Here is a 12,907-nt window from a genome sequence, read left to right as displayed (position 1 = left end):
AAATCAATAATTTAATTAAATTTATGAAATGGCATTTCAAGAAAGAAGGATTTTTATGAAAATAATCGCTCGAATTGATGTGATGAAGGAGCAGTATACGAAGGTAGAAAAAAAGATTGCTGACTTTTTGACCGAGAATATTTTTGAAATTCCTAAAATGACCGCCAGTGAAATCGGCGATGCTGCTGAAGTCAGTGCCGCCACAGTCATTCGTTTTATCAAAAAAATCGGCTATCACGGCCTGCCGGATTTTAAATTGGCAATTTTAGCAGAAGAATCCGCTGAAACCAGTAGTGGCTACGACGACATTGCCTTTGGCGAGCCCTTTCATTTAATGAGCAAAAAAATGCTCAACAATGCCAAGCTGGCCCTTGATGAATCCAATGATCTGCAAGACGAGAAAAAAATCATGGCTATTGTTCAACAATTAGAGGAGGTGGACACCTGTTTTGTTTTTGGTGTCGGGGCCTCCAGCATCATTGCCGAAGATATTAAGCAAAAGTGGACTCGCATCGGCAAAAGCATGATTTTTGAGCGGGACGTCCATGTCCTGTTACCACAATTAATCAATCGCAAAAATATTGCTCTTTGGCTGGTGTCCAATTCTGGCGAAACCAAAGATATTTTGCATTTAGCCAAGACTGCTAGAGAAGTTCATGTGCCCGTCATCTCGCTGACTCAGATTGGCACTAATTCACTGGCGAAATTAAGTGACCTCCAGCTGGCCACCTCTGTTCCAAAAGAAACCGCCTTTCGCAGTGCCGCCACCAATTCACTTTTCACACAATTATTTCTGGTGGATATTTTGTTTTACAGCTATATCAGTAAAAATCCCAGCTACGCTCAACAGATTTATGCTTCCCGCGGCCTGATTAAAAAGTACGGCCGCTAGATTAAACCAAAAAAAGGAATTTCGATGACAGCATCGAAATTCCCTTTTTGCTTATTAATAGAGAAAAAAGCGCATAAAAAAAGTCACTATAATCAGTGACTTAGGCTGCAAGAACTTTTCTGCCCTTACGACGACGGCTTGCTAAGACGCGACGGCCGTTTTTAGTGCTCATACGTTTACGGAAACCGTGAACTTTTTGACGTTTACGTTTGTTTGGTTGGTATGTTCTTTTCACTGTAATCCACCTCCACTATACCTACTATCTATCTATACAGACATACCTTGACATTATACAAGGTAGAAAAGTTCTTTGTCAATCAAATTTTGTTAGAAATCCCCAACTTTTCTGATTCCAAGTAAAAAAATTTTTCAAAGTTTATCCACAGATTGAAAAAATTGCTTGGGGATATCTGTGAAAAAAATTTCTGTGGAAAAAGTTTTATTTTAGTTAACCAAAAAGATATCCACATGCAAAAAGACTCTTTATAAGTTTTCCACAGGTTTTTAAAAGGGTGTTAAAAACTCTAAAAAAGCTTGTTGCATCAGGAATTCTTATCCACAAGCGACTGAGATAGACTTGTGTAAAATGCGAATTATGCACACGAAAAGTTGCTTTGTGGATAATTTTTTTGCCACAGTTGTGAACAGTCTTTTTTAACTTTTTCACCCTTGTGGATATCTTTTTAGAGTCTTGATTTTTTTAATTGATTTCTGTGGAAAACTTTTGCTAAACGTGCTAAATTAAACATATCTGTTTGCGACACTTTTTAATTAGGAGAAAAGAATGGTTACTTTAGATGAATTATGGGAACGGCTCAAGGCTGAATATCAGCAAAAAATGAATGCTGCCAGCTATGACACGTGGATTCAGTCGGCTACGCCTTTAGAATTAAAAAATAATCAATTAACAATTGAAGTACCTAGTGAAGTACATAAAAATTATTGGGAAACCAAACTGGCTTCAAAAGTAATTGAAGTCGGTTTTAGTCTTTCTGGTCAAGAAATTATTCCGCAATTTGTGACGCCGGATGCTTTAATGGAGCAACAAGCTGCTGAAATGCCAGTAGCAGAAGACGTCCTAAATAATTCGGCCCATAAAGCCCTCCTCAATCCCAAATATACCTTTGACACCTTTGTCATCGGAAAAGGGAATCAGTTCGCCCATGCAGCTGCTTTAGTCGTTGCGGAAGATCCGGCCTCTGATTACAATCCTCTTTTCTTTTATGGCGGCGTTGGTTTAGGAAAAACCCATTTGATGCACGCCATTGGCCATCAGATGTTGGCCAATAATCCGAATGCCAAAGTAAAATATGTCAGCAGCGAAACCTTCACCAATGACTACATCAATTCAATTAAAAATGGGAAGTCTGAGGAATTTCGCCAGGAATATCGCTATGTCGACTTGCTATTAGTCGATGATATTCAATTTTTTGCGGATAAAGAAGGGACGCAGGAGGAATTTTTCCACACCTTTAACGCTTTGCATAATGAACGAAAGCAAATCGTTTTAAGTAGCGATCGCCTGCCAAATGAAATTCCTAAATTGCAGGATCGGTTGGTCTCTCGTTTCGCCCAAGGATTGTCCGTTGATATTACGCCGCCGGATTTAGAAACGCGGATTGCGATTTTGCGGAAAAAAGCCGAAGGGGAACGTCTGGAAATTCCCGAAGATACCTTGAGTTATATCGCTGGTCAAATCGATTCCAATATTCGTGAGTTGGAGGGGGCTTTGGTGCGGGTTCAGGCCTATGCTACTATTAAAAGCTCTGACATCACCACGAGTTTAGCAGCTGAAGCTTTGAAAACCTTATTGAACACTACAACTTCGGCTCAGCTGACGATTCAAAATATTCAAGAAGAGGTCGCTAAATACTATCATGTGCAAGTCAAAGATTTAAAAGGCAAGAAGCGGGTCAAAAGTATCGTAGTCCCTCGCCAGATTGCCATGTATTTATCCCGTGAGCTAACGGATAATTCGCTGCCGAAAATCGGCGCTGAATTTGGCGGCAAAGATCACACAACTGTGATTCACGCCCACGAAAAAATTCAACAGCTCTTAAACAAAGATCCTGCGATTCAACGGGAAATCAGCGAAATCAAAAATCTGCTAATCAATTAGTCTGTGGAAAAGTAATGAAAACTGCTGAATCTTATCCACAAGTTTTCCACAGCGGATAAATCTGATTCTGCTTAGGCTTTCCAGAGTTTTCCACAATATAAACAGGGCCTACTACTACTTTTATTTATTTTATATACTAATTAACTAAACAGACTGCTTGTCAGCAGGATATTGAAACCAAAAAAACAGACGAACTTGATTCGCTTAATCTTGAAAAATTCTTTATAATAAAAAAGCTATCAATAAATTTGCTATGTTCCATTAAACAGAGCGTGGCTTTAATTGCATCATGAATTTATTACAACAAGGAGTGTCGAAAATGAAATTTACTATGTCCCGCAATGTTTTCCTCGCTGAATTGCAAACTGTTCAACGGGCAATTTCCAGTAAAACTACAATTCCGATTTTAACTGGGGTTAAAATTAGTTTAGATTCGGAGGGCCTGACGTTAACCGGGAGCAATGCCGATATTTCCATTGAAACCTTTCTCAGTGTCGAAACTGAAAAAGCTGATTTAACGATTGAATCGACTGGCGCAATCGTCTTAATGTCTCGCTTCTTCGGAGAAATTATCCGCAAGCTGCCAGAGGATCAATTTACTTTAGAAGTTTTAGAAAGTCGCCAAGTTGCGATTACTTCCGGTAAAGCGAATTTCACCATCAACGGCTTGGACTCTGACAATTACCCGCATTTACCGGTAGTTAGTACAACCAACCAAATGCAATTGCCGGTCCATGTCTTAAATAAATTAATCAGCGAAACAGTTTTTTCTGTTTCACAGCATGAAAGCCGCCCAATTTTAACTGGGGTGCATTTTGTTTTAGCGGATAATTCTTTATTGGCTGTCGCTACGGATTCCCACCGGATGAGCCAACGGATTATTCCGATTCACCAAGGGGAAGATTTTAATATCGTGATTCCCGGCAAAAGTTTAACGGAATTATCCCGCTCTTTAGCAAACGATGAGGAAATGGTGGAAATTTCCATCATGGAAAATCAAGTGCTCTTTAAAACCCAGACCTTATCCTTCTACTCTCGTTTATTAGAAGGGAATTATCCTGATACCAATCGCTTGATTCCGACTAGCTTCAATACGACCATCGAATTTTCCGTTCCAAGTTTATTGTCGGCCATTGAACGGGCGTCGTTACTGTCCCATGAAAGCCGCAATAACATCGTGAAATTATCGATTACTTCTGAAGCCGTAGTTTTATCGGGAAATAGTCCGGAAATTGGGAAAGTTGAAGAAGCTTTAAACTATGAAGCTGTCACGGGAGACCCACTGGAAATTTCCTTCAATCCTGATTATATGAAGGATGCGTTGCGGGCTTTTGGCGATATGAATATCACCGTCAATTTTATTTCACCAATTCGTCCCTTCACGTTAACACCGACAGAAGACAGTCAACAATTTACACAGCTGATTACACCTGTTAGAACTAGCTGATATTTTAATAAAATCGTTTAAAAAGGCTTAAATTCAATTTTAAGCCTTTTTTTTATTTTGGGTTAAAAACTATTTAAATGAATTAAATCTGCTCATAGGCAATTTTATGGCGGGATAATTTGGTTTTCTCTCTGTAAAATGGTATAATATATGTAAGATTTATGAAAATGAGGGATGCTTGTGAAAAGTAATGTCTATCTCGAATCTGAGTACATGACGTTAGGCCAACTCTTAAAGGAAATCAGCGTGATTTCCAGCGGCGGTCAAGCGAAATGGTTTTTAGCGGAGAAAGCTGTCTTTGTCGACGGCGAACCGGAAAATCGCCGGGGCCGCAAACTCTATCCAAATATGATGGTGGAGATACCTGAAATAGGTACTTTTTTTATGGTAAAAAAGGAACAGGCTGAGAATGAAGCTGACTGAACTGTCTTTAAAAAATTATCGCAATTATCAGACAGTCGACCTGACATTTCAGCGTTCCCTCACTATTTTTTTAGGGGAAAATGCTCAAGGCAAGACCAATTTATTGGAGAGCATTTATTTTTTAGCCATGACCCGCAGTCACCGCACGAGTCACGAGCAGGAGATTATTCGCTGGGGCGCTGATTTAGCCACCGTCAAAGGCGTTATCGAAAAGAAAACCAGCAAAATCCCTTTAGAAATTCAATTATCCAAAAAAGGTCGCAAAACAAAGGTCAATTATTTAGAGCAGAAAAAATTAAGCGATTATATTGGCCAGATGAATGTGATTTTATTCGCCCCCGAAGACCTCTCATTAGTCAAGGGCAGCCCCGCATTACGCCGCAAATTCCTCGATATGGAACTGGGTCAAATCAATCCGTTATATCTCTATGATTTGGTGCAATATCAGGGAATTCTCAAGCAACGCAATCAATATCTCAAACAACTTGCTGATAAAAAGCAAAAGGATTTATTGTATTTAGATATTTTGTCGGAACAGCTGGCGGATTTTGGCAGCAAGGTTCTTTTTCAGCGGCTAAAATTTATCGAGGAGCTGGAATTTTGGGCGAACCAAATTCATCAAAAAATCAGCAATCAAAGGGAAACCTTAAAAATTGAGTATCTCAGCTCGCTAGGAATTACCAAAGGACAGAGCACCGAAGAGATTCGTGAAATTTTTCTTGCCACGCTAACGAAAAATCGGCAACGGGAACTCTTTAAAACCGCCACTTCGGTAGGTCCCCATCGAGATGATTTGATTTTTCGCGTCAATGAGCAGGATGTGCAGGCCTATGGTTCTCAAGGCCAACAACGAACAACTGCTCTCAGCGTTAAATTAGCCGAAATTGATTTAATGAAGGCCCAAACGGGAGAATACCCGATTTTATTATTAGATGATGTGATGAGTGAACTGGATGATCAGCGTCAGATGCAATTGCTGGAGACGATTGAAGGGAAGGTTCAAACATTTTTAACTACTACCACCCTAGAACATATTAAAGGGAAGATGGCGGTCACACCGGAAATTTTTTATGTGACCCAAGGCAGCATAGAAAGGGAAGAGTCTGAATGACAGAAGAAGAAAAAAGTTTATTAGATAAAGCAAAAGAATATGACGCCAGTCAAATCCAAGTTTTAGAAGGCTTGGAGGCCGTGCGTAAACGGCCTGGTATGTATATCGGTTCCACCAGCACAGAAGGCCTGCACCACCTAGTTTGGGAAATTGTCGACAATGGTATTGATGAAGCCCTCGCTGGTTTTGCTAAAACAATTGATCTAGTAATTGAAGAAGACAACAGTATTACCGTTATCGATGATGGCCGGGGGATTCCGATTGATATCCAAGCGAAAACTGGTCGTCCTGCAGTGGAAACCGTCTTTACCGTATTGCACGCCGGTGGGAAATTCGGCGGTGGCGGCTATAAAGTTTCCGGCGGTCTGCACGGTGTTGGAGCTTCCGTGGTAAATGCTCTGTCCACTCATTTAGACGTCAAAGTCTATAAAGAAGGAAAAGTTTATTACCAAGAATTCAAACGAGGCGCAGTTGTAGCCGATTTAAAAATGATTGGCGAAACTGATCGTCACGGAACAACGGTCCACTTTGTACCAGATCCCGAAATCTTCAAAGAGGGTGTTGAGTTTAATTTTGATAAACTTGCAACCCGTGTCAGAGAACTAGCCTTTTTAAATAAAGGCTTGAAAATCTCGATTACCGACAAACGGGAAGCTGAACCAAAATTCAAAGAATACCATTACGAAGGCGGAATCAAGAGCTACGTTGAATTTTTAAATCAAAATAAAAACGTCTTGTTTGAAGAACCCATCTTTATTGAAGGGGAATCTCAAGATATTATCGTGGAAGTTTCCATGCAATATACCGATGGCTACCACACCAATTTAATGAGTTTTGCCAACAATATCCATACCTATGAAGGCGGAACCCATGAATTTGGTTTTAAAACAGCCTTGACCCGGGTGATTAATGATTACGCCCGCAAGCAAAAAATCATGAAGGACAATGATGAAAATCTTTCCGGCGAAGATGTCCGGGAGGGGTTGACAGCTGTCATCTCCATCAAACACCCAGAACCACAGTTTGAAGGACAAACCAAGACTAAGTTAGGCAACTCAGAAGTTCGGACAGTTACTGATCGTTTATTCTCTGAATATTTTTCAAAATTCTTATTTGAAAATCCAACCATTGGCCGCAAAGTCGTGGAAAAAGGGATTTTAGCCTCAAAAGCCCGCTTAGCAGCTAAACGGGCGCGGGAAGTAACCCGCCGCAAAGGGGCTCTAGAAATCAGCAATCTACCAGGTAAATTAGCTGACTGCTCGTCAAACGATCCGGAAAAATGCGAATTGTTTATCGTCGAAGGAGATTCCGCCGGCGGTTCTGCTAAGCAGGGGCGTAACCGGGAATTCCAAGCGATTTTGCCGATTCGCGGTAAAATTTTAAACGTTGAAAAAGCTAGCATGGATAAAATTTTGGCCAACGAAGAAATTCGTTCACTGTTCACCGCAATGGGCACTGGTTTTGGCGCCGATTTTGATGTGGCAAAAGCCCGCTACCATAAATTAGTTATTATGACGGATGCCGACGTCGATGGTGCCCACATTCGGACCTTGCTGTTGACATTATTCTACCGCTACATGCGACCAATCGTGGAAGCCGGTTATGTTTACATTGCTCAACCACCTTTATATGGGGTGAAACAAGGCAAGAAAATTACCTACGTGCAACCAGGGAAAAAGGCTGAGGAAATTTTACAGCAGACAATTGAAGCTTTACCGGCTTCACCAAAACCCAACGTACAGCGCTATAAAGGTCTTGGGGAAATGGATGACCATCAATTATGGGAAACCACGATGGACCCAGAAAACCGCATGATGCTGCGGGTCAGTGTTGATGATGCGATTGAAGCCGACCAAGTCTTTGAAATGCTGATGGGTGATCGGGTAGAACCACGACGGGCCTTCATCGAAGAAAATGCCCACTACGTGAAAAATCTGGATATTTAATTTGGACAGAGTCTAAGTTTAAATTTGCGCAAAATGTGATTGGCAATGCTGGAAAAAAGTTTAAAAATTTTAACAAAAAAATTGCTCTGTTTATTTCAAGGAGCAGTTCCAAGTTTTAATTGGATAATTTTTTTCCAGTAATTACAATCACAAATTGTGCGAACGAAATAGGAGGAAGAATTTCGTGAGTGAAGAGTTTAAAGAGAATATTCATGACGTCAATTTAACCAGTGAAATGCGGGAATCCTTCATTGATTATGCCATGAGCGTCATTGTTGCTCGGGCTTTGCCGGACGTGCGGGACGGTCTGAAACCGGTCCACCGCCGGATTTTATACGGAATGAATGAATTAGGTGTAACCCCTGATAAACCCCATAAAAAATCTGCCAGAATTGTCGGGGACGTTATGGGTAAATATCACCCCCACGGCGACAGTGCCATTTATGAATCCATGGTGCGGATGGCGCAAACCTTTAGCTACCGTTATCTATTAGTTGACGGTCACGGTAACTTTGGTTCAGTCGATGGCGACGGTGCGGCAGCAATGCGGTATACCGAAGCCCGCATGAGTAAAATTGCGATGGAAATGCTGCGGGATATCAATAAAAATACCGTTGATTTCCACGGCAACTATGACGATACTGAGCGGGAGCCGGATGTTTTGCCGGCACGTTTCCCAAATCTTTTGGTCAATGGAACGACCGGGATTGCTGTAGGGATGGCCACCAATATTCCACCCCACAATTTATCAGAAGTAGTCAGCGCTATTGATTTGTTAATGGAAAATCCGGAAACGACAATTGCTGAACTGATGGAAGTTTTACCTGGGCCAGATTTTCCAACAGCTGGTTTAGTTATGGGTAAATCGGGTATCCGCCGAGCTTATGAAACAGGTAAAGGTTCCATTACCCTGAGAGCTCGTGTTGAGGTCACAGAGATGCCTAACGGTAAGGAACGGATTCTGGTGACGGAACTGCCTTACATGGTTAACAAGGCCCGGCTGATTGAACGGATTTCTGAGCTGCACCGGGATAAACGAATTGAAGGCATTACCGATTTGCGGGATGAATCCTCCCGGGAAGGCATGCGGATTGTTATTGATGTACGTCGGGATGTCAGCGCCTCTGTTATCTTGAATAATTTATATAAAATGACTTCACTGCAAACTTCATTTGGCTTCAATATGTTAGCCATTGAAAAAGGCGTGCCGAAAATTCTAAATTTGAAACAGATTTTAGAAAATTACATCGAACATCAAAAAGAAGTTATTGTACGCCGGACCGAATTTGATAAGCAAAAAGCGGAAGCTAGAGCGCATATTTTAGAAGGTTTAAGAATTGCTCTAGACCACATCGATGAAATTATCGCAATTATTCGCGGTTCAAATTCTGATGATGAAGCTAAATCAACCATGATTGAGCGTTTCGAGTTTTCTGATCGGCAAGCGCAAGCCATTTTGGATATGCGTTTACGTCGTCTAACCGGCTTGGAACGGGAAAAAATCGAAAATGAATACCAAGAATTATTGGCCTTCATTGCCGACATGAAAGATATTTTGGACAATCCGCAACGGGTTGTTGAAATTATTCAAACAGAATTAGGTGAAATCAATAGCAAGTACGGCGATGCCCGCCGCACGGAATTATTAGTCGGAGAGGTCTTGAGTCTAGAAGACGAAGACTTAATCGAAGAAGAAGATATCGTGATTACCTTAACTAACAACGGCTACATCAAACGTTTAGCGAACTCTGAATTCAGAGCGCAAAAACGCGGTGGTCGTGGAGTTCAAGGGATGGGTGTTCACGATGATGATTTTGTAAAAAATCTGATTAGCTGTTCTACCCATGATACATTGCTATTCTTCACCAACACTGGGAAAGTTTATCGGGCGAAGGGTTATGAAATCCCTGAGTACGGTCGGACTGCCAAAGGAATTCCAGTTATTAATTTACTGGGAATTGATTCCAACGAAAGCATTCAGGCAATCATTGCGGTTACCGGAGAAGCTAAAGAAGGCAACTACCTATTCTTTACTACTAAATTAGGAACCGTGAAACGCACCAGTGTGACAGCCTTCGCAAATGTCCGTAGCAATGGTTTAATTGCCATTGGTCTGAAGGATGATGACGAGCTGGTAAATGTTATCCAGACAAACGGTGAGAAAAATATTATCATCGGGACTCACTTAGGCTATTCTGTGACTTTTGCAGAAACGGCAGCCCGTGATATGGGTCGGACCGCTTCTGGTGTTCGTGGTATTCGTCTGCGGGAAGGCGACTTTGTTGTCGGCGCAGCTATCATGGATGAAAACCAAGAAGTCTTAGTGATCACTGAAAATGGCTATGGCAAGCGCACTGCTGTCAGTGAGTATCCAGTCAAAGGCCGCGGTGGTAAAGGAATTAAAACCGCCAATATCACTAGTAAAAATGGTCCTTTAGCTGGTCTAACAACTGTTTCCGGCGACGAAGACATCATGTTGATTACCGATAAAGGTGTTATTATTCGCTTTAACGTCAGCAATGTTTCTCAAACGGGACGAGCTACTTTAGGCGTGCGGGTGATGAAGATGGAAAATGAAGCCAAAGTTGTTACAATGGCGATTGTTGATGCTGAAGTTGCTGAACCAGAAGAAGCGGCTGAGTCAACAGAAGCAACTGATTCTGATTCAAATACAACTGAAACGAATGAAGAATAGTAACACAACTATTCTTCATTAAGTAAGACAGCTGTGAGATTAGTAAACGCAAAGAAAATTTTCGAAATAGAATTGATTAGCAATTTTGTTAATTGGATGATCATTTCAGAAAATTACTTTTCTTTGCAAAACTAATTTCACAGTTTTTTTATGCTGCTCTTCAAGAAAAATAGTTCAAATTGCGAATTTATTAATAAGCAAGAAAAAAATTTATTTGTTGTAATGATGGAGAATTTTGTGTATAATGATAAATTGTGAGTAGTCTACAATGTAGAAAACTCTCCTTGCCTTTATCAAAGAATAAAGGCCTAAAGTCCATAGGGAGGTGAAAATCAATGAGCCAAGTTACGAAGTATGAAATTATGTACATTATTCGTCCGAACATTGATGAAGAAGCAAAAACTGCATTAGTTGAACGTTTCGATACTATCTTAAAAGATAATGGAGCAGAAGTTCTAGAATCTAAAGATTGGGAAAAACGTCGTCTTGCGTATGAAATGGATGGTCACCGTGAAGGTATCTATCACATCGTGAACGTTTCTGCTGCTTCAGATGCAAATGCAATCAATGAATTTGATCGTCTTGCAAAAATCAATGAAGATATCATTCGTCATATGATTGTTAAAATCGAAGCGTAATGTTTCACGTGAAACATTCATTTTTACGAGAAGGAGATGAACTAGTTGATTAATAACGTTGTACTAGTTGGTAGACTCACCAAAGACCCTGATTTGCGTTACACATCAAATGGTGCGGCTGTTGCGACTTTTACTCTAGCAGTAAATCGCAATTTTACAAACCAAGATGGGAATCGTGAAGCAGATTTTATTAACTGTGTGATTTGGCGTAAGCCTGCGGAAACAATGGCTAATTATGCCCGTAAGGGAACTCTTTTAGGAGTGACCGGACGCATTCAAACCCGCAATTATGAAAATCAACAAGGTCAGAGAGTTTATGTAACTGAAGTTGTCGCAGACAATTTCCAATTGTTAGAATCTCGTAATGCTTCTGAGCAGCGTCAAGGCTCAGGCTCATCAGGTGGCGGTTACAACAACAATAGCAGCAATGCTAATTTTGGTGGTAATCAAAGCAATCAATTTAACAATAGCGGAAATAGTTTTAATCAAACATCTCAAGGATCATCACCACAAAATACAATGCCGGACTTCAGCCGCGATGCTGATCCATTTGAAAATAATTCAAGCATTGATATTTCGGATGATGATTTACCATTCTAAAAATTTTTGATAGGAGGGAAATAGGATGGCACAACAAAGAAGAGGCGGACGTAAACGTCGTAAAGTAGATTATATCGCAGCTAATCACATTGAATACATCGATTATAAAGATACTGAATTATTAAAAAGATTTATCTCTGAACGTGGCAAAATTTTACCACGTCGTGTAACAGGTACTGGCGCTAAAAACCAACGTAAATTAACTGTTGCAATTAAAAGAGCAAGAATCATGGGTCTTTTACCTTTCGTAGGGGAAGAATAATAGTTCATTTTTCTAACAATATAAGATACTTCTAGAACAGAAATTAATTTCTGTTCTTTTTTTGTGGTACGGAGATTATTTTAATTGTAAGGAATTGAATGGTGCAGCTCTGGTAGTATTAGAAATAGTATATGTGTTGATGTAATTGCTTTATATTTTTATAGCAGATACCTTTTTCTCAAGAAAGAGATATTTGAAATTTTATTTATTCGAAAGAATAGCCTCATTTATAAACAGAAACTGACGGTATAAGGAATCGGGATATTATTAATAATTTGCATCATACAAAAGCTTTTTGATTTTATAGAGTTCTTGGTAACGACAATTTATGGAAAAATTTGTCGAATTTACTATTAACGATTAAACTGATTTGTGGAAACGAGTTCGAAAAAGATCATTTGATACAATTTGAAAAAGAATACAAAAGTTCTTTTTTTTTGAAAATAGTATAGTGTAGCATTGCATTTGTAGTATTATAAGATAAGTAATATAGGCTTGAGGTATAAAACAATCTTACTTGTTACAAGCTTAGAGAAGTATATTAAGATTTAAGCGACAACTCTAATAGTTGTAAAGTAATGTATCTCAACGTCATAGAATTATCATCAAGATAAAAATCAAACAAACGTTTATTATTAGATAATTTTATTTTTTACTACATGCATAATAGGGAATCTTTTCATTATCTGTAAAAGAAAGATTAACACATAAAGCAAGTATTAGTTAATTTTAGATTATTTAGTAAATAAATTATTTTCATTGTAAGTTGGCATT

11 protein-coding genes are annotated in these 12,907 nt (G+C 39.7%); 10 read left to right on the top strand and 1 reads right to left on the bottom strand.

What is annotated here, in order from left to right; translation table 11 throughout:
- Positions 1 to 55: 55 nt before the first annotated feature.
- Positions 56 to 892 carry a MurR/RpiR family transcriptional regulator gene (locus AC1Z3S_RS16395; RefSeq protein ID WP_461736054.1) on the top strand — a complete coding sequence of 279 codons (837 nt, stop codon included), beginning with the start codon at positions 56 to 58 and terminating at the stop codon, positions 890 to 892.
- Positions 893 to 992: 100 nt separating this feature from the next.
- On the opposite strand, the gene rpmH is transcribed toward AC1Z3S_RS16395, so the two are convergent.
- Positions 993 to 1,127, bottom strand: a complete 135-nt coding sequence (gene rpmH / locus AC1Z3S_RS16390) for a 50S ribosomal protein L34 (protein ID WP_006703104.1) — start codon at positions 1,125 to 1,127, stop codon at positions 993 to 995.
- Between the two features lie 549 nt (positions 1,128 to 1,676).
- Here rpmH and dnaA point away from each other — a divergent pair.
- From dnaA to rpsR, 9 genes are all read left to right on the top strand, one after another.
- A complete protein-coding gene (gene dnaA / locus AC1Z3S_RS16385; protein WP_461736053.1) occupies positions 1,677 to 3,011 on the top strand; it encodes a chromosomal replication initiator protein DnaA in 1,335 nt (444 codons plus the stop codon).
- A gap of 319 nt (positions 3,012 to 3,330) precedes the next feature.
- A complete protein-coding gene (dnaN, locus tag AC1Z3S_RS16380; RefSeq protein WP_461741249.1) occupies positions 3,331 to 4,458 on the top strand; it encodes a DNA polymerase III subunit beta in 1,128 nt (375 codons plus the stop codon).
- 180 nt (positions 4,459 to 4,638) lie between these two features.
- Positions 4,639 to 4,881 (top strand): S4 domain-containing protein YaaA, encoded by a 243-nt coding sequence (gene yaaA / locus AC1Z3S_RS16375; RefSeq protein ID WP_265459433.1) that lies wholly within the window; start codon positions 4,639 to 4,641, stop codon positions 4,879 to 4,881.
- Positions 4,868 to 5,992: a DNA replication/repair protein RecF gene (recF, locus tag AC1Z3S_RS16370; RefSeq protein WP_461741248.1), complete on the top strand. Its 1,125-nt coding sequence runs from the start codon at positions 4,868 to 4,870 to the stop codon at positions 5,990 to 5,992. Before yaaA ends, recF begins: the two co-directional genes overlap by 14 nt.
- A complete protein-coding gene (gene gyrB, locus AC1Z3S_RS16365) occupies positions 5,989 to 7,938 on the top strand; it encodes a DNA topoisomerase (ATP-hydrolyzing) subunit B (RefSeq protein ID WP_461741247.1) in 1,950 nt (649 codons plus the stop codon). The genes recF and gyrB overlap by 4 nt, the downstream gene beginning before the upstream one ends.
- Before the next feature lie 184 nt (positions 7,939 to 8,122).
- Positions 8,123 to 10,633 carry a DNA gyrase subunit A gene (gene gyrA, locus AC1Z3S_RS16360; RefSeq protein ID WP_461741246.1) on the top strand — a complete coding sequence of 837 codons (2,511 nt, stop codon included), beginning with the start codon at positions 8,123 to 8,125 and terminating at the stop codon, positions 10,631 to 10,633.
- 335 nt (positions 10,634 to 10,968) lie between these two features.
- On the top strand, positions 10,969 to 11,271 hold the full coding sequence (gene rpsF, locus AC1Z3S_RS16355) for a 30S ribosomal protein S6 (protein WP_265459429.1): 303 nt from the start codon (positions 10,969 to 10,971) through the stop codon (positions 11,269 to 11,271).
- Positions 11,272 to 11,316: 45 nt separating this feature from the next.
- Positions 11,317 to 11,871, top strand: coding sequence for a single-stranded DNA-binding protein (gene ssb / locus AC1Z3S_RS16350; protein WP_265459428.1), 555 nt, complete (start codon positions 11,317 to 11,319; stop codon positions 11,869 to 11,871).
- 25 nt (positions 11,872 to 11,896) lie between these two features.
- On the top strand, positions 11,897 to 12,133 hold the full coding sequence (gene rpsR, locus AC1Z3S_RS16345; RefSeq protein ID WP_265459427.1) for a 30S ribosomal protein S18: 237 nt from the start codon (positions 11,897 to 11,899) through the stop codon (positions 12,131 to 12,133).
- The last annotated feature ends 774 nt before the right edge of the window (positions 12,134 to 12,907 follow it).

The sequence above is a fragment of the Enterococcus sp. LJL90 genome (assembly GCF_056924355.1).
The sequence above is the reverse complement of the archived record's forward strand: the minus strand, read 5'-3'. Positions and strand labels throughout refer to the sequence as shown.